The organism is Microseira wollei NIES-4236 (assembly GCF_020521235.1).
GTDB classification, from domain to species: Bacteria; Cyanobacteriota; Cyanobacteriia; order Cyanobacteriales; family Aerosakkonemataceae; genus Microseira; species Microseira wollei.
On sequence record NZ_BLAY01000029.1, the window covers coordinates 1 to 19,190 of the forward strand.

Below are 19,190 nucleotides of genomic sequence, written 5' to 3' on the forward strand. Positions count from 1 at the left end.
TGGGCATCTTGCCCGTCCCGCCCACCCCACAAGAGATTGATTTTGCTTGTGGGATGGGCATCTTGCCCGTCCCGCCCACCCCACAAGAGATTGATTTTGCTTGTGGGATGGGCATCTTGCCCGTCCCGCCCACCCCACAAGAGATTGATTTTGCTTGTGGGATGGGCATCTTGCCCGTCCCACTTGTTAATCGTGCCAGCTCTGAGTTTACTCACGGGCGGGACGCCCACCCCACAAGAGATTGATTTTGCTTGTGGGATGGGCATCTTGCCCGTCCCACTTGTTAATCGTGCCAGCTCTGAGTTTACTCACATCTTGCACCTGTCAGGATAAACCGGAGTTACGGTTTTGACATCAACTTTTCCAGGTGCAAGATGTGAGCAAAGAGACTTGGGGAACGAGAATGACTGCGGGAATTACTGAATTGAGAAAGCGAAGGGGTAAACTGAGAAAGCTTTCAGCCGAAACGCTGGCGTCAAACACCAAAATATATGCGCGAATTACTGAAATGAGAAAGCTCAGGGGCTTGATGAGAAAGTAAATTGCCATTTGGCTTGCGGAAAATACCAAAATGAATGCGCGAATTACTGAAATGAGAAAGTGAAGGGGCTTGATGAGAAAGCAGATTGCCATTTGGCTTGCGGAAAATACCAAAATGAATGCGCGAATTACTGAAATGAGAAAGTGAAGGGGCTTCATGAGAAAGCAGATTGCCTGTGTGAGTATTGCCAGAAGAAAGAGAAAGTCGGTTTTGGGCATTTGCCCTTGGTGCTGGAATTTACACCGCTATTTTATTGGCTTGGTTGAAAAGCCGGAGTAGTTTCTAGGGAAAGTTGTCAACCCCGCAGCTGAATAACTTTAGACTGGATCTCAAACTCCGGAATCTGCTGAAGTCGAGTTTCGCTCAGATTATACTGCTCACAAACTAAACTGATACGAGCCTGTGAACTTTTAACTTCATTCACCGAATGTGTCAAATTACCGCGAAAATAAAGCAGGGTATTGGTTTGAGGCTGAATCTGACCAACTTTGTTTCCACGTTCCTGGAGTACCAGTTCTCCTCCTTGCAGGTCAGATGGCACTTGGACATAGAGAACACTCACAATAATTGGAATGGCGATCAACTGATTATAGTCAGAAAGGCTACAGTCAACGTGTGGCTCTACACGAGTTCCCCCCTCTAGTACTAGGGGATTGAGATAAAATGCATTGCAGTCAGGCATCAGGGCAACTCTCAAATACGGTTGGAAGAAGGGAAAGTGCCGTTCAACTTCACCGATGCCTGAGCGTTTAAAGACTAATGAAAATCCTTTAGTTCCGGCAAAGCTTTCACTTAGTTGACTCGCTGCTAAATAGGGGGAAGATAGGATTTCCATTCGCAAGGATTCCAGGTAGTCAAGGGGAAATATTTTTGACTTTAACGAGTAATATGTATTCAGAAGTAGTATCATAAATTCAATCTCTCTATTAACTCATTGCTAGTTATGCTCATGGCTCATGGCTCATGGCTCATGGCTCATGGCTCATGGCTCATGGCTCATGGCTCATGGCTCATGGCTCATGGCTCATGGCTCATGGCTCATGGCTCATGGCTCATGGCTAATGGCTCATGGCTCATGGCTCATGGCTCATGGAGGATATTATTGTTGTTTTCTTTACATCTCGCCAGCAATTAGCTATTAGCAACGCCCAAGTTTATAAATAGCAACTTGCGTTATTATATCTCCATAAAAAGTTACCCTTATTGTTCTCAGGAAATCGGCAAAGGTAGCATATTGCTAAACAGAACATTGCCCACCAGCGAGGAAAGACCTGAATCCTGACACAGCATTTATGTTTTCTGTAGAGACGTTACATCTAACGTCTCTACAGGGTAGACAGTTCCAAATGTCATCCGACGTTGATTTGTTGCACCTCTTTACTCTCTGAGTTATTAGGTTCCTTCCATCGCCTAACAAGATGATTTCCTAGCTTCATCAGAACAGTTTTACTTTCATGGGATATTGAACTGTTGCCATTACTTTGCGCCCATTTTTCTACTTCTCGATGCCTCACACTCTCGAAAATCTCCTTAGCTGGAAATTTTAGAATAAGAGGGTCTGCCATTGAATTTTCTCGAGGTTTAGTAATTCCATATTTAGTCGCTATATAGATTTTTTTGAAGCTGCGACCGTAGCCCCCCTGAGTGGCATAATCCCACCCTTTGATTTGTTTCAAAAGACCGTATAAACCTGAAGCTGTAATGCAGGTAAAGAAATTAGCCAAAGGATTCCGTCCTGCTTGTGCTTGAATGTTATCTTGAGAAAAATCAAAGAACCATTGTTTACGGGAATCTGGAAAAACTATTTCTAGTTGATAAATTACTTGCCAATGGCAATGATCTAGGAAAAGGGAATCTTTCTTTTCCATGATAAACTTAGGCAGATGTAAGCAGACTTCTTCATTAATTGCCTCTCTCATCTCATCGAGATTATAATTATCTGGATTGTCGTCAATTAGGTTATTCCCTACATTGATCGGTGAAAAAGCTAAGCTGTCTCTATCATCCTCGACCTTTTTGACAAATTGACACATTTCTTTTAGGTGACTAAACTCGCCGTTTTTAAAGGCTATTATGTCCCCTGGATCGAAAGCAAAGACGTTTTCTTCTATTTCTGGGTAAACCATCTTCACATCTTTACAGAATTGTTCTCGCGTTACTGGGAAGACAATTTGGTTCAGCCAAGATGACCCATTGATGAATTTGAAGCCATTGGCTCCGGGAGCGATCGCCTTTGGTTTAATAAAACTTATTAGCTGAAGCAACTGGCTGTATTCAGAGTAAGGAAAGGACAAACTCTGATTAGTGTGGTAATTAGTTTCTAACATTGGTTGCCAGCCTGCCAATAAGAAATCAATCTGGGGATAGTGAGATTTTACCAAACTAATTGTATCTAGGCTGACTGCCGTGTCTACCTGATTCCAGCAAACCCCCGATCGATCGGCAAATACTATGCCATACTCAGGAACGCGATTCTCAGAGCGAGTTGCTAAAAGACTGGTAGCTCCAAGCTTAACTTCACTAAAATCACTCAAGTGATAGATTTGCGAATATCCCAATTTGCGGAGACAAGTTTCTATCAATTTGTCCTTGGGAATTAGGACATCGACTGTTTTTGGTAGATAGGCAAGCGAGCGAATGTCAAAGTGATCCAGATGGTGGTGAGATATAATTAGCAGATCGAATTCCGGCAAGAGTTCGTGAATCACCTCTCGCTTCGGACATACATCCTCTATGCCTTCGGCGTGGGGGTCCCAAAGCACCGGGTCCATAAGAATTTTGCAATCTTGCGTTTCTACAAATATTGAAGCGTGTCCAATCATGTGAATTTGCATGGCTCACCTCTGTTGTTACTACAGCGATTTTTAATTCTTTTGACCACACCGTAGGGGCACGGCGTAGGTAGGATTTCGGTTTCATCACAAGACTGAAGGGTGCCGTGCCCCTTCTAGCGATTTGTATTCCACCAAGTTGCAAACCGCTATAAAATTCTGACTTTGGCAGAAAGCGGAGCGCTACATTAGAAGAATATCGGACGCCTTTGCCACTCCCTGATTAAGAAGTGATATCGTTGACCGTTGCTAAGGAATTACGACCTGTAGGGGCTTTTTCCCAATTAGCAATTAGCAATTAGCAATTACCAAGAAAGGCCAATCATTCCGATGCAACCTGATTTGATATGATTTGATAACGCCAACTATTTACAAGTTTGCTGAAAACTTTACAGGGTTACAATGCAAAACCTTTCGGTAAAATTATCAGTTTTTTCGTTGTTGTCAGAATAGGTAGTGAAAACGAAGCTCGACGAGAAAAACAGGTAAAGGCTGCGTAGGCAGCCTTTGTTTGTGTAGCCGCGCCTTCAGGCGTTAGGCAGTGGTTTCAGGAATAGAGCGATCGCAACAGCAACACACAGCAAGGCTGGGATTGCGGAAGGTTCGGGGACTGGTTTTGCTTCCACGCCTAGCGCTGCGATCGCTTTGTCCCCCCGAATCAAGCCAAAGCCAAGTCTGGAGTCGAAACCAGACGAAGGGCTAACAGCCGTATTTCTCAGAACGCTATAGATCTCAGTGGGTGTTGCGCTTGGGTCTCCTTGCAGTAACAGCGCAGCTACCGCAGCCGTATATGGAGCCGACGCCGAGGTACCAAAGAAGCTGAAGAAGCCTGGGTTAATATCACGACGAGCGCCTCCACCCAAATCGAAGGAAATCGGTAGCGCATCCGGACCCACAACATCAGGCTTGAACAAACCAGGGTTGCCTTGGGAAGAAAAGGGTTCTATTTGCCCCTGCTCTACAACAACACCGAACGCTCGGTTGAAGTAGGATGGCAGGTTTCCGTAGTACACTGCTCCAACGGTGAGCGCATTTGAGTTATTTGCGTGCCCGTATATTGGAAAGTCGGATGCATTACCAGCAGCAGTGAAGTAAGAAACTCCCTGATTAAATACCGTAGTAATCGCCTGATTGATCGGCCCGTTGGGAGGCTCGAGATCTAAGAAATCTAACGGTACATCAGGAGTATCCTGAGGTTCATAACCGATATCATCGACGATGATGTCAGCCCCGGCAGCCGCTAGAGCCTGAATGCCTTGAGCTAATTGATCCACGCCGCCCGCACCTGTGTGGAACACCAAGTTAGCACCTGGAGCCACAGCATGGATCAGCTGCGCTATGGCGCGACCTTCATCTGTCGCACCAGGCTGAGCGAAGTCTTTTAGCACTTTAACGTTAGATGGTAGATAGCCGTTGGCGATGTTAGTTGCATAGGTATCCAAATTGCCAAAGGTGTCGAATGTTTCTGCGGTGCTGAAGCTATCGGATAGGAAACCGATAGTGATTCCGGTGCCGTCTAGACCGTAGCGATCGCGCAAAACATCAACTCCTGTAGCTTTGGCTGCTGGTTCAATCGGCAGGGTGAACGTAGCCGCCTGGACTTGAGCAACAAAGCTCCCAAGTACAGCGGTTGTTGCGATCGCCCCTGACGTAACAATTTTCTGTAGGAGTCTCAAATCTCTCATAGCGTTTAAGAACCTTGAAGTATAGAAGTTCTCAGCATTAAGGTTAGGTTTAATTTTCTGGAAAAACTGAGCGAAAGTAAACCCAGTGAACCCATAGGTTTAATTTTCTTAAAAAACTGAGCGAAAGTAAACCCAGTGAACCCAGAGGAATTTTATTTGCTTGGTTCACTGGGTTAGAACAGTTTGGAATTCCAAGTAGTTACTGGCGTGCTAATCTTACGCTTACGCTAAGTTGTTGGCACCCTTTACTTTTCCAAACCAACTCCTAAAACCAACGCAAACTTCAGCGTAGTGACGAGATCCACTTATACAAACACCACCTGCCACTGCCTCCAGGGCTTCTTCGGATAATTCTCCCTCATCTGTAGTAGTTGGAGCCGGGTTATTTGGCAGTACCAAGTAAACCTTGTTAGCAGTTTCACGGATGACTTCGATTTCCAGGTCAGTTGGCATTTCTTCACCCGACTCTCTGGCATAAACTGCCTTGGGATTGCTGAGCAATTCTTGCTTGAAGTTCTCATCTTCTAAAGCTCGCTCAATTAGCTGACGCTCGAATTCAAACCGGGTGTTCATTGCTTGAGAGATCATTTGTTTCAGTTGTTCGTGCATTTTATTTTCTCCTTACTATCTTCGGTGAATCTAGGATTGACACTAACCAGAGTATCGAGGATAAAATAGACCGGCAATTCAATTTCTTTAGGACTGCACCAAAATAAATCAGAGCCAATCAAACCTAAAAAAATGCGAGCAATACCGAAAAATTTTGAATTGCGAGTTGCAGCTAGTCTCGTTTAAGCTAAAAGTCTAGATCTGTAGCTTTAGCTGCCGATTCAATCGGTAGGGTGAAGGTAGCAGCTTGCACCACGGCAACGAAGCTTCCGAATGCAGCAGTCGTTGCGATCGCTCCTGACGTAACAATTTTCTGTAGGAGTCTCAAATCTCTCATAGCTTTTAAGAACCTTGAAGTATAGAAGTTCTCAGCATCAAGGTTAGGTTAATTTTCTGGAAAAACTGAGCGAAAGTAAACCCAGTGAACCCAGAGGAATTTTCTTTGCTGGGTTCACTGGGTTAGAGCAGTTTGGAATTCCAAGTAATTACTGGGGTGCTAAACTGACGCTTACACTAGGTCGTTGGCGCTGTACGTCTTACTGTATTCTTTGCACTTTTTATAGAAAGTCCAAGCGACACAAGTACCACCTGCCACTGCCTCCAGGGCTTCCTCAGACAATTCTTCCTCGGCTATAGCAGGGTTAGTTGGCAACACCAAGTAGACCTTGTTTGGAGTTTCTTGGATGACTTCGATTTCCAAGTCTTTTGGCAGTTTTTCACCCGACTCTCTGGCATAAACTGCCTTGGGATTGCTGAGCAATTCTTGCTTGAAGTTCTCATCTTCCAAAGCTCGCTCAATTAGCTGACGCTCGAATTGAAACCGGGTGTTCATGGCTTGAGAGATGATTTGTTTCATTTGTTCGTGCATTTTATTTTCTCCTTACTATCTTCTGTCAATCTGGTTTTGACACTAACCATAATAGCGATTGAAAAATCGCTCGTCAATTTGATTTTTTTAGGAATGCTTTCAAAAAAAATAGGAGTAATAGGCCGATAAAGTTGAAAAGCATGGGAAAGCATTTATGAAAAGCAAAGTCAACAATCGAGCAAGCAGGATCTAAAAAATTGTGAGGATTACCGAAATATTTTGGATTGTGATTCTGGTTGGGCATCCTTTAAGCTAAAGCTCTAAGGATTGGCAAGACATCCGAGGTTTTTACCATGAATAAGCCAAGATCAACTCGCCAAGAAATCGAAGAAAGAATCATCGCTAAAAGCTGGCAAGATGATGCGTTCAAGCAAGAGATACTGAATAACCCCAAGGCAGTTTTAAGCCGGGAAATCGGGCAACCACTGCCAGAGGACGTAGAGATCCGGGTAGTCGAAGAAACCCCTAACATCGTCTATTTAGTTCTGCCGATGAAGCCTATTACACCCGAAGCCGATGCCGAAATATCTGAAGCAGAATTGGATGCGGTAGCTGGTGGTATTGCTTGTAATCCTTGGCTTCGCACTGTACAGCACTCTTTCTTAATGGTGCCAATGGGCACATGCGTGCGTTGCCCTAGATGATTCTTGTGGGGTGGGCATCTTGCCCGCCCAGATATTTCCAAGGACAGGCGAGATAACCATCCGACAAAAACATCAAAATTATCCCGCACATATGCAACGCCCACATCCTGGAGACCAAAGTAAGCTGCTTTTCTCTCGTTCCCTGGCAAAGCCAGGGAATGAGACCCCAGGAGGCTCTGCCTCCGGCTCCAGGCATCAGAGGCAGAGCCTCTCGGAAAGCATTCCCAGGTGGAACCTGGGAACGAGAACGAGAAACCTGGGAACGAGAAACGAGAAACGAGAAAACGCGAAAACGAGAAACAAAGAAAACTGAAGGTTCTAAAAGGTAGCAATTTAGATGCAAGTTTCACAGCAAGATTTACTCAAAATAGTCCTAGAAGCTAGTACCCTCAGCGAAAGATTGGGGGATAGGTTCTGCATCGCTGATGAGTCAACAGTCAACGAAAAGCTGATTACTTCCCGCTTGGAAGCGTGGTGTCAAGTTGTCGCACAAGGAAACTCAGAAAAATTTGCCAAACGCCTCGCTTGGGATGGTCTGGACTGTAACATTGTCGCTAGTGTCCTCGGTGATGTCTGCCTCGCTGATGCACAACAACTTCCAGTATGGGCAGAAACTTTGCGGGAAGCTTTGCAAACCGACTGGGAAATAGCTTATGCAGGTGCGTCTCGTTGTCTGGATGCCGAAAAGCCAATTCCCTTTGAAGAAGTTTATCTGCCCTTTGTTTACGTAGCGCGGCAGAAACTCATTGCACAGGTCGGTGCTAGTTGGCAACTTCTATCCGAAGCAGTTAGCATAAGTCTGGAACGCCAACTGTTATGTCAGTGCGCATCTCTTTGCATCCAGGCTCTAGAACTTGAGTTTTCACTATTTAAAGCCCTGAAGCAATCTGCTTTCAGCTTCTTATGGGGACGACTGCAAGAAGGTGGCTCTAATGAGCAGTACCTAAACTTTGTTAAAGACTTGAAAACAGGCAAGCTACTGTCCTTTTTCCAGAAGTACAGCGTCTTAGCTCGCTTGGTAGCGATGACGATGGATCTCTGGGTAGAAGAAAAAGCAGAATTTCTCCAGCGATTAGCATCAGACTTGCCAATCATTGAGCAAACGTTTCTACAAGATACAGATGAAATCGTTGATATTAAATTGAATCTCTCCGATCTTCACAATAGGGGACGCTCGGTAATTGCTCTCACCTTTGCCTCTGGATTAAAACTCGTATACAAACCCAGAAGCTTAGGTTTGGAATCTGCCTATTTTCAGTTATTATCTTGGTGCAATCGGCATTTTGTAGAGACGTTGGATGCAACGTCTCTACAACCATTCAAGATAGTCAAAGTTATCGATTGTAAAACTTATGGCTGGATGGAGTTTGTAGAGCATTTACCCTGTGCAGACGCAGCAGCAGCAAAGCGCTACTACCAGCGTGCGGGGATGGTTTTGTGCTTACTTTACATGCTGCAAGCAACAGACTTTCATCATGAAAATCTAATTGCTAGTGGCGAACATCCGGTATTAATAGACTTGGAAACAATTCTACAGCCAGTGGCTTGTGAAATTGACCCCAAAATTGAGGAAGTGGGAGGAGCGCAATATCAGGCGAATCAACAATTTTTTGACTCGGTGCTGCGAAGTGGACTACTACCGAGATGGGAATTTGCACTAGGAGGAAAGGCTGAAGATATTAGTGGTTTGGGGGGAGTTGGCGAGGAAATTTATATTCGCAAGCAAAAGTGGCAGAACATCAATACTGACAGCATGGCACTAAAGTATGAATCTGAAATACTGCCAGCGGAAGCTAATACACTTTCTCTCAATGGCGTCACTTTATCACCCAACGATTACATTAATGAAATCGTAGATGGTTTCCGCCAAATGTATCAGTTTCTGAAAGAGCAAAGAGAAGTGCTTTTAGCCACTGATAGTCCTTTAGCAGTCTTTGCTCATCAGAAAGTACGGTTTTTGTTTCGCAATACCCAAGTCTACGGTGATGTTCTGAATAAAGCCCTCAATCCAAAATACATACAATATGGTGTAGATTGTAGTATTCAAATGGATGTGCTAAGTCGGGCACTTTTAGCAGCCGATAACAAGCCCCCGGTTTGGTCGTTGCTGGCAGTGGAATTACATGCTTTAGAACAAATGGATATTCCTTACTTTGTTGCTGATTCTAGCAGTAAGGATCTGATAATAAACCCTGAACTGGTAATTGAGGAATATTTCAAAGAACCTAGCTATGAGCGGATGATTTCTCGTCTGCGGCAGCTCAATGATGCAGATTTAGCCCAACAAATTTCGATTATTCGGGGTTCTTTTTATTCGCGAATTGCTCGCAGCATGACCAATATTACGCCGAACAGTCCAGGTTTAGATTTAGATGCAATAGCTACTTTAACACCAGCACAACTGGTACAGGAAGCAATAGAAATTGGCAAACAACTGCAACAACGAGCAATTTATAGCCGTTTGCACTCGGATGAGGTACACCTTGGTTTGTGTAGCGGCAGCATTAATGCTGCCCGCACACTGCTGCCACAAGGCTGTACCTCACTCGCTGGCAATCCGCTGTATGCCGCCGATAGCGTTACCTGGATTGGTATGGGATACCTGCCGCAGGATCAGCGGTTGCAACTTCAACCCTTGGGGTATGGTTTGTACGACGGTGTTTGCGGAGTTGCTGTATTTTTAGCAGCGTTAGCAAAAATTACTGGTGATGCCGCATTTCGAGATTTAGCACTCAGCGCCTTGCAAGACCTGAGAAAAACCTTGCAGGAAACAGACCCCAATTCTCAGCGTAAATTTATCAAGCAAATCGGTATCGGTGGAGCTACTGGGTTAGGGTCTATTGTTTATACTTTGGTACGAGTCAGTCAATTTTTGGATGAACCGGAACTTTTGGATGTTGCGAAACTTGCAGCATCGTTAATAACTCAGGAAAGTATTGCGAATGACAAGCAATTTGACATCATAGCTGGAGCTGCTGGAGCAATACTGGGATTGCTGAGTTTATATCAAGCAAAACCAGATCCATCTGTTCTAGATAAAGTCCAAGCTTTGGGTTATCACCTACTGATTAATCGCACTAAGAGCGATTCTGGATTGAAAGCTTGGGCAACTTTAGAAGGCAAGTTAGCGACGGGATTTTCTCATGGTGCGGGAGGTATTGCCTATGCCTTATTGCGATTGTATAAAACCACTCAAGAAACAGATTTTCTGGAAGCGGCTGAGGAAGCGATCGCATACGAACGCACTTTATTTTCCCCCAGCGCTGGAAATTGGCAAGACGTGAGGGAACGGAATCCTTCTTTTATGACCAGTTGGTGTCATGGCGCACCGGGTGTTGGTTTAGGTCGTTTGGGAGGTTTGGCAATTCTAGATACAAAAGAAATTCGGCAAGAAATTGCCGTTGCTATCAACACAACCCAACAGTTTGGTTTACAAAATCTCGATCATGTCTGTTGCGGTAATTTTGGCAGGATGGAGGTGTTATTGCTGGCAGCTTGCAAGTTGTCGCTGCCAGAACTTGGGAATATTGTGCAAAAACAGGCAGCATGGGTTGTAGCAAGGACAAAGCAAGTTGGTGCTTTTTATCTGTTTCCCGAACTGTCTGGAGAGGTTTATAACCCTGGTTTCTTTCAAGGGACGGCTGGAATTGGTTATCAACTACTAAGACTGGCGTATCCAGAATCATTTCCTTCTGTGTTGTTGTGGGAGTAATATCATGTCCCTTCGCAACGGTTGTGTAACTGCTAATAGCTAATAGCTAATCGCTAATGGCTCCTCTCTAGCAATTGACAATTAGCAATTAGCAATTAGCAATTCAAAATCTAAAATCTAAAATTGCAATGAAGCTTACACATCGGTTATTTAATTTATCTGCATGGCCTATAGCTGTCAAACTTTCGGTAGCACTCTTGTGTGCAGCGATTGCACCGATGAGTTTCACTGCCTATTACAATCTGCAACGGAGTTTGCAGAGTCTGGAGGCTAGCGAATACCGCAAACTGGAACTGTTAGCCACCAGTACCGCGAGTCGTCTTGACCAACTGATTGTTGATATTCAACGCATTGTTGTCCAAGTCAGCAGCGATCGCAATGTCGTAGGTTTCCTCGTTTCTACCCCCCCTGCAAAGCGAGAAACCCTCCGCCAAGAATTGCAACAGACACTCTCGAATATCTTTCGCTCTCACCCGGACTTTGATGCGGTTTTTCTGATGGACAAATCGGGTAGATGTGTCGCTTCTACCGATGCAAAATTTGTCGGTCAAAACTACGCCTTCCGCGAATATTTTACACAAGCAATTGGGGGACGATCTTATGTGTCTAGCATCCTCGTGGGTGAAACGAGTAAACGACCAGGGCTGTTTTTATCTCATCCGGTGCGATCGCCCAAAGGAGAAATTGTGGGGGTAACGGTACTCAAGATTAAAGGAGAAAATATCTGGGCGATCGCAAATACTTTGCAGCTAGGTTCCTCTAGCTATGCCTTCCTTGTTGACCAACACGGGGTGATTATTAGCCATCGCGATCGCTCGCTTCTCTACCATAGCCTCAACCCCTTACCGCCCCATACCCTAAAGCAGGTTTTGACTGACAGGCGTTACGGTCAAAATCAAATTAAAAGTTTAAATATTCCACAGTTAAAGGTAATGGTAATGGCAACAGAACCAGGTCATACCAGCTATCGTTCTCCCCAGACGCAGATACCCCGTATAGTTGGCTTTGCACCCCTGCAAGTCCAACCTTGGGTATTGGGGGTCAGCCAACCCAAAACACAATTTGCCGCTCCTTTAAATCGCCTGATTTGGCAACACGGCAGGAGTGTAATAATTGTCGGTTCAATTACAGCAATAATAGCCCTGCTCCTAGCACGGAGTATTTCACGACCCATTCGCGCCCTCACAGCCGCAGCGCAAGCACTCGAACAAGGGGATTTCAATCCACAAGCATTGGCTTTTGTGTCTCGAAATCATGACGATATGGGACAGCTTGTGCGTGTTTTTCTCCAAATGGCTTCTGAAGTGAAGGCTAGAGAGCAGAATCTCAAACAGCAAGTAGTAGCTTTACGAATTGAAATCGATCAAACTAAAAGAGCCAAAGATTTTATGGAAATTACTGAAAACGAACACTTTCGGCAGTTGCAGAAAAAAATCCAAAAACTCAGAACCAAAGCGAGCGCCAAGCCCGAAACTGAGACAGAATACTTCGAGAGATTGCAGAATCAAGTGCAATCTTTACGCGAGCGATCGCTGTAGTGAAACAGCTAATGGCTAATGGCTAATGGCTAATGGCTCATGGCTAATGGCTAATGGCTAATGGCTAATGGCTAATGGCTAATGGTTAATGGTTAATGGTTAATGGCTAATGGTTAATGGTTAATGGCTAATGGTTAATGGCTAATGGCTAATGGTTAATGGCTAATGGCTAATGGCTAATGGTTAATGGTTAATGGCTAATGGCTAATGGCTAATGGCTAATGGCTAATGGCTAATGGCTAATGGTTAATGGCTAATGGCTAATGGCTAATGGCTAATGGTTAATGGCTAATGGCTAATGGTTAATGGCTAATGGCTAATGGTTAATGGCTAATGGCTAATGGCTAATGGTTAATGGCTAATGGCTAATGGCTAATGGCTAATGGCTAATGTCAGTAAAAATCCTAAATTAGCAATGAGCAATTAGCAATGAGCAATGAGCAATTAGCAATGAGCAATGAGCAATGAGCAATTAGCAATTAGCAATTAGCAATTAGCAATTAGCAATTAGCAATTAGCAATTCCAAAATCTAAAATCCAAAATCTTATGTCATCCGACGAATTAATATCGCGAGAAGAAGTACTGGAGGGTTTCCCTGCCAAACGAGCGAATACGCTGCTATTTTTAATCGAAAGTCGAACAGCGCAGATCGTGGCGCGATCGCGAGTGGAATTTTCCCTCACCTCACAAGCAGCCAACGAACGCGATCTGGCTTTCCTGGAAGCCTTTGCTTTAGGAAATGCACCACCACTCCACCCCACCATCCAGCAACTGGAACGCTACGCCAACCAATGGCTTCCCCTCGTACCGCAAAACCCCAAATTAAAAGCCGCCATTGCTCACGCACTCGGTGAGAAATACACTTTCACCTATCAGTGCGTGCCTAATATTCGGGCAACTTTATGTTTGGATGAGAAAGCAGTACAAGTCGCTTTTTCTCGCCTGTACAGAAGACAGCTAGCGAGAATTTTTGCCTCCAAACTGTCGCTAATCGAACAGTGGCGCTGGAGGTGGACGGCAATGCAAGAGCGTATAGAGTCTCTACCTCCTTTCTGGTTGGCATCCTTAATCACCGTTGCTCTCGGTTTACCCCAAGCTTTCTTAGCCTTACCCATCGCTGTAGCCGATATCGGCCCCTTGGCTACGGTTGGATTTGTAGTAATTATCGGCACTATCAATATACTGACGATGGCTTGCATGGCGGAGGCAGTGGGTCGCAGCGGTGACTTTCGTTACGGCAATCCCTTTATCAAACAATTAGCAGCTAACTACTTAGGCAATGCTGGTTCATTTATACTTTCACTAGCCGTAGCTATCCGTGTTTTCCTCATAGCCCTAGCTTGTTATATCGGTTTGTCGGCTACGATGGCAAACTTCACCCACATACCAGCAGCACTGTGGGCGGTGTTGCTTTTCTGGGCTGGATTGTACCTACTTTCGCGTCCATCGCTCAACTTCACGGTTGCGGTGATGGTATTGCTGGCAGCCATTAACGTTAGTTTGCTGCTGGTTCTGTCGCTGCTAGCCTTCCGCCACGTGCAACTGGAAAATCTTTTGTATATAAATTTACCTTTCCTCAACGGTCATTTCCAACCCTGGATGTTACAGCGAATTCTCGGTGTTAGCCTGATGCTCTATTTCGGGCATGTGTATGTGGGTGAGTGTGCAAAGCTGATACTTCCTCGCGACCCTAGCGCTTCCTCGCTGATTTGGGGTAGCGTGGCGGGGACTGGTTTTTTAACCGTTTTATTTTGCATTTGGGTATTGGCAGTCAACGGAGCAGTAGCGCCCCAGTTACTAGCCGGACAGTCAGGCACCATCCTAGAACCACTTGCACAGCAGGTTGGTCCCATCGTCCCGGTTTTGGGAGCAGTTTTAGTGACGCTTTTGTTGGGAATGGCTTGGCTTCGCAGTTCGAGTTTGCTAATCAATCTAACTAGGGAGTGGTTACCCAGCCGACCTCACCCCGTCTTAATGCTGCCTCGCCACCAGGGAACGTTGATATTGCACCCTCGCGGCAACCCCAGTCGCGTTCCCCATATAGGTATAACCTACCTGGGACTGGAAAAAAATCAGCCAAAGTTTCGCTTAGATATCCAGTCAAGCGGCAACATCCATCAAGTAGAGATAACCGTTATCGAGCATTGGGAAATTAAACAGCTATTTGAACAATTCCCAGAGCTGCACAAATGGGACACTCGTCTAAGGCTAGAAATACAGTCGGCTAATCAAGATAGCGCCTGTCTGCAAGTTACCTCACCAATGGTTCTAGCCTACGAAGGAAAATTAAAACCGGAGGTCAACAATGCCGTTCGCAAACAGGAGAGTCAAACTATAGGACGGTTCTGGACAATCTGGCTGCGAGAGCGTCATTTTCTCCTATCTATTAGCCCGCTAGTGCTTGTTTTGCTGCTAACAGAGTGGCTTTTCCTAAATGGTATCCAATCTTTCACAGGAGTACTCGCATTTGCTGGTGTACTCGGTAACACGCTTGTGGGTGGTATTTTCCCAGTTTTGCTGTTAGTTTCTAGTCGGCAGAAAGGCGAATTAATGCCTGGAGTCGTTTTCCAAATTCTCAACCATCCATTTTTCAGCATCAGCATCTACAGCCTCTTTTTAGCCATCCTGTTCGTCCACGGTTTGTTCATTTGGGAAAATTCTCTAGCGCGTATCAGTGCATTGTGCATTGCCGGGGTGTCCCTAGGAGCCACCCTGGTCATGCAGCGCTGTGGAGCCTTCGCTTCTCGCGTGGTTGTAGAGTTGCGAGAAGATCGGCATCCAGGAGGCCAATTTGTCTTCACAATTACTACCGGCGGACAACCAAAGATAGCCGAAGTGCGTCTGGGATATGACTCTGGCGAACAACTTTACCAAGCCGCTACGGTCGAAATTCCATCACTTGAATCCCTGCGCTATGCCATCTTTCGCCTACCAACCCACCAGGAAAAAGAACTAAGAGTATGGGCGCACAAAAATAACTCCAGCGGCGACTTAAAGAGCCTACCTGCACTTGTAGAAATAGAAGAGAATGGAAACAAAAATATGCAGTTCGACTTAAAACTATCCGGCGGCAGAGTTTTGCTACCTCTAATTAGCAATGCCTGTAGATTGAAAATCGCATTTCCCGAACCATCTTCATCTTGAAAAAAGGAGCCTTTGTTTTGTGAAAAACTTCTTCTGTCTCTGCGTTATGGATGCTAATAGCTAATCGCTAATGGCTGCTCTGGAGGCAATTGAAAAGCTGGCAATTAGCAATTAGCAATTAGCAATTAGCCATCCATACACTACCCATACCACCCGACATGATATAAGTCCTAAAATCTAAAATCAAATGACAACTTGGAGGAAAAATATGACTCAGATTATAGCTATTCACTCATTCCGTGGCGGAACTGGCAAATCAAACATACTTGCCAACCTAGCAGCCACTATGGCGCGTGGGGGAAAACGAGTAGGTATTGTCGATGCCGATATCCAGTCACCAGGGATTCACATCCTTTTCGGTTTAAACGAGGAAAAAATCAACTATTCGCTCAATGACTATCTTTGGGGACGCTGCGACATTAAAGACACCGCCTACGACGTTACCCATACTCTGATGGCGGAGTCAGGGGAAACAAGTACGGTCAACGGCAAACTCTACCTAATTCCCTCTAGCATCAAAGCGGGTGAAATCGCCAGAATTCTGCGCGAGGGGTATGACGTCGTGCTACTTAACGATGGCTTTCAAGAACTCAGCCACTGTCTAAAGTTGGACTACCTATTCATTGATACTCACCCCGGTCTTAACGAAGAAACCTTACTTTCCATCGGGATTTCTAATGTTGCGATCGTTATCTTACGTCCAGACAACCAAGACTTTCAAGGAACCGCCGTAACTCTAGATGTAGCTCGCAAGCTGAAAGTACCAAAAATACTGTTAGTGGTGAATAAAGCGCTACCAGCTTTAGATTTTGCCGACTTGCAAAAACAAGTAGAGGCAACTTACAATGCTCCGGTAGCCGGGATTTTGCCCCTGTCGGTAGAGATGGTGCAGCTAGCCAGCAAGGGTATATTTTGCTTGCGTTACTCCGAGCATCCCATCTGTCAGACGGTGAAAGAAATTGCCCAGCAAATTTTAAACTTGGAGTGAAAAATTGCCCATGAATAACCAACAATTTCGTGCTGATGTTCTTACCTACTTTGGAGCCAGTGCTGCCTCTGTGGAGGAACTATTGGCGTACAACGAAAACGTTTTTCATCGCCATAAGTTAACCCATCCGGTCAAATTTCCCCTGGCACCGGAAACTCATGTCTCAGCTTGGGAGGAATACGCCGTTGCAGCTAAAGAAATAGGAGCATTTGAAGTACTCAAACAGCGGTTGGTGCAGTTACAATTTCCCATTCAGGAAGGTATTAGCCAGACCTCGTCGTATCGTGCTGCTACCCGTAGAGGTGTACCAACCGATAGCATAGCAGAGGCAACAGGTTTAGTTTTAAACCAACCTGAGAAACTTCAGTTATTCATACATCAAAGCCTAGCCGGAGCCATCCCAGTTTTACTAGCTGGGAACCGAGAAAACTTTGTTTCTCTAGTACAAGCGCTAACGATGCGAAATGAACCACTACCAGTTCCGGCTTCTATGGGAGCCTGCATAGTCAGCGGGTTTAATAATTGGGATAGAATTCGCCAGTATCGGCAAAAATGGGAAGCAACAAATCCTGATAATTGCGATGAAAATAGTTGGAAAGAAGAATTTCAGCGGCTAATACCGCAAAAGCAGCTTTATCAGGATAGGTTCATTATTTTGAGCGACGGTGTATATAGTGGCGTTTCCGCCAAGGATATGGGTTTAGAGGAGTACCAATGGCAGCAGCTATCGCCGATAATTCGCTTGGAACATGAGTGTACCCACTACTTCACCTATCGCATGTTTAACTCGATGCGAAACAATATATTCGACGAATTAATTGCCGACTATAGAGGCATTGTTGCCGCTTGTGGGTACTATCGATCTGACTGGTTCTTGCGCTTTTTAGGGTTAGAGTCGTTTCCCAATTACCGAGAGGGAGGCAGGCTACAAAACTACCGGGGTGAGCCACCCATTTCTGATGGCGCTTTTAAGATTTTACAGGCTTTGGTAAAGGCAGCCGCAGAAAATTTGAGCCGCTTTGATACTCAATACAGCGGATTGCAGCCTTCTCTTGTACACCTTCGTTTGTGTAGCGGCAGCATTAATGCTGCCGCTACACAAACGAAGCGATTTCGCTTTCCCTCACTCACTGGCAATCCGCTATATGTAAGTGAGTTGAGAGATAGTAATCTTCATAGTCAGTTTCGTTCTGTAGAGACTGATATGGGAATGCGAGTAGGGGAAGACACGATGAAATTCTGGGAAAATTCTCCGCGTCGCCGGGTTTTTCCCTCTTTGTGTCTGCCAAGTCAAACTAACGCAACTACCGAGCAAGCTCTGATGTTGATGAGTTTGACCTACTTAACATTGGAAGAATTGGCTTCTCAACAAGCTACCTGTCTTATCCAAGCAATTTTAGAGCAATTGCTGACTGTAATGGCGCCAAAAACAAAGGTGATGCGTCAATCTCGCGACTGGAAACCTAGGATTTTTCGGAGAAACCGGGTTTTTTTGATTAACAAAACATAGGGGGATTCAGTGATGACAGAAGTTTTGCTCAAAGAATTAGCCAACAGTGACATCGATTGGTTGATCTCTACAGGTCGTCGGCGCGAAATCGCTCCTGGTACTGTACTCATCCAGGAAGGACAAACTACCGATTCTCTACATATCCTTTTGGATGGAATGTTAACAGTTACCGTCTCCCAAGCTGATAACAATCCTCTAGCACGAGCCTTTGCAGCAATTGAAGGTAGTGAAACTACAGAGCGGGAGATTACTAGATTATACAGCGGTGAGCTTGTGGGAGAAATCCCCTTTGTCAGTGTCCGTCCAATTTCTACGACTGTTAAGGCGGTGGAAAAGTCGCTTTTGATGTCGATTTCTCAGCAGGAATTGGCGGCAAAATTGCAGCAGGATGTGGGTTTTGCAGCGCGATTTAACCGCGCAATCGCTATTCTACTTTCTGATAGACTGCAAAACCTGATCGATCGGTTTGGTCGGAGCAATATCGCACAAGGTCAGCCACTCAAAGATGTTCTATTTATCTTGGGGGAATTGCATGATAGCGACCTTGATTGGATGATAGCTTGTGGAACTCAAAAATATATTCCAGCTAACGCTATACTCATCCATGAAGCAAGACCAGTAGATGCACTGTATATCATTCTGAGTGGAACAATGTCTCTGTCTGTTTCTCAGAGCAAAAGCAATCCCTTAACTCGTGCTTTTGCGGCGATAGAGGGTGGTGAAATTCCCAGTCGAGAAATAGCAAGATTATCTAAAGGCGAGATCGTGGGAGAAACACCTTTCATTGATGGTCGTCTACCCGCTGCAACTGTCACGGCGCTTGAAGACTCATTTGTTTTGTCAATTCTTAGACAACAGCTAGCAGCAAAATTGCAGCAGGATGTAGGATTTGCATCTCGTTTTTATCGAGCGATCGCAATTTCGCTTTCCCATAGATTGCAGGGAACGATTGGTCGCCTTGGTTATAGTAGGCGAGTTTATAGTAAAGGTCAGTCCCTCGATGAAAATGTTGAATATGAAGATGAATTGAATGCCAATCTTTTAGACAGGGTGGCGCTGGCAGGAAAAAGGTTTAATTGGCTTTTGTTAAATTAACAAAATTCCCATCCGGAATATAAG

General features: G+C 45.1%; 13 protein-coding genes and 1 pseudogene. 7 read left to right on the forward strand and 7 right to left on the reverse strand.

Features of this window, described 5'->3' with window-relative positions; translation table 11 throughout:
• Positions 1-354: 354 nt before the first annotated feature.
• The 7 genes from MiSe_RS11450 to MiSe_RS11480 form a co-directional block, all read right to left on the reverse strand.
• Positions 355-549 carry a hypothetical protein gene (locus tag MiSe_RS11450; protein WP_226579000.1) on the reverse strand — a complete coding sequence of 65 codons (195 nt, stop codon included), beginning with the start codon at positions 547-549 and terminating at the stop codon, positions 355-357.
• 287 nt (positions 550-836) lie between these two features.
• On the reverse strand, positions 837-1,451 hold the full coding sequence (locus MiSe_RS11455) for a 2OG-Fe(II) oxygenase (RefSeq protein ID WP_226579003.1): 615 nt from the start codon (positions 1,449-1,451) through the stop codon (positions 837-839).
• A 439-nt stretch (positions 1,452-1,890) separates the two neighbouring features.
• Positions 1,891-3,375 (reverse strand): MBL fold metallo-hydrolase, encoded by a 1,485-nt coding sequence (locus MiSe_RS11460; protein ID WP_226579006.1) that lies wholly within the window; start codon positions 3,373-3,375, stop codon positions 1,891-1,893.
• Between the two features lie 524 nt (positions 3,376-3,899).
• On the reverse strand, positions 3,900-5,057 hold the full coding sequence (locus MiSe_RS11465) for a S8 family peptidase (RefSeq protein WP_226579009.1): 1,158 nt from the start codon (positions 5,055-5,057) through the stop codon (positions 3,900-3,902).
• Between the two features lie 222 nt (positions 5,058-5,279).
• Positions 5,280-5,666, reverse strand: a complete 387-nt coding sequence (locus MiSe_RS11470) for an NHLP leader peptide family RiPP precursor (protein WP_307731332.1) — start codon at positions 5,664-5,666, stop codon at positions 5,280-5,282.
• A 187-nt stretch (positions 5,667-5,853) separates the two neighbouring features.
• Positions 5,854-6,003, reverse strand: coding sequence for a hypothetical protein (locus MiSe_RS11475; protein WP_226579011.1), 150 nt, complete (start codon positions 6,001-6,003; stop codon positions 5,854-5,856).
• Between the two features lie 171 nt (positions 6,004-6,174).
• A complete protein-coding gene (locus MiSe_RS11480) occupies positions 6,175-6,534 on the reverse strand; it encodes an NHLP leader peptide family RiPP precursor (RefSeq protein ID WP_226579014.1) in 360 nt (119 codons plus the stop codon).
• A gap of 293 nt (positions 6,535-6,827) precedes the next feature.
• Here MiSe_RS11480 and MiSe_RS11485 point away from each other — a divergent pair, with 293 nt between their 5' ends.
• The 7 genes and pseudogenes from MiSe_RS11485 to MiSe_RS11515 all read left to right on the forward strand — a co-directional run bounded on the left by MiSe_RS11485 (position 6,828) and on the right by MiSe_RS11515 (position 19,166).
• Entirely contained in the window at positions 6,828-7,178 is a 351-nt protein-coding gene (locus MiSe_RS11485; RefSeq protein WP_226579017.1) for an NHLP leader peptide family RiPP precursor, read from the forward strand.
• 337 nt (positions 7,179-7,515) lie between these two features.
• Complete coding sequence (locus tag MiSe_RS11490; RefSeq protein ID WP_226579021.1) at positions 7,516-10,890, forward strand: type 2 lanthipeptide synthetase LanM family protein; 3,375 nt, start codon at positions 7,516-7,518, stop codon at positions 10,888-10,890.
• Between the two features lie 128 nt (positions 10,891-11,018).
• Positions 11,019-12,428: a PDC sensor domain-containing protein gene (locus tag MiSe_RS11495; protein WP_226579024.1), complete on the forward strand. Its 1,410-nt coding sequence runs from the start codon at positions 11,019-11,021 to the stop codon at positions 12,426-12,428.
• Between the two features lie 547 nt (positions 12,429-12,975).
• Positions 12,976-15,573, forward strand: coding sequence for an amino acid permease (locus tag MiSe_RS11500; RefSeq protein ID WP_226579028.1), 2,598 nt, complete (start codon positions 12,976-12,978; stop codon positions 15,571-15,573).
• A gap of 208 nt (positions 15,574-15,781) precedes the next feature.
• The gene (locus MiSe_RS11505; RefSeq protein WP_226579031.1) at positions 15,782-16,561 is read left to right on the forward strand and encodes a MinD/ParA family ATP-binding protein; all 780 of its coding nucleotides are present in this window, start codon (positions 15,782-15,784) and stop codon (positions 16,559-16,561) included.
• Positions 16,562-16,571: 10 nt separating this feature from the next.
• A pseudogene (locus MiSe_RS11510) lies at positions 16,572-17,594 on the forward strand (DUF7005 family protein); the annotation flags it as partial.
• Between the two features lie 489 nt (positions 17,595-18,083).
• On the forward strand, positions 18,084-19,166 hold the full coding sequence (locus MiSe_RS11515) for a cyclic nucleotide-binding domain-containing protein (protein ID WP_226579037.1): 1,083 nt from the start codon (positions 18,084-18,086) through the stop codon (positions 19,164-19,166).
• The last annotated feature ends 24 nt before the right edge of the window (positions 19,167-19,190 follow it).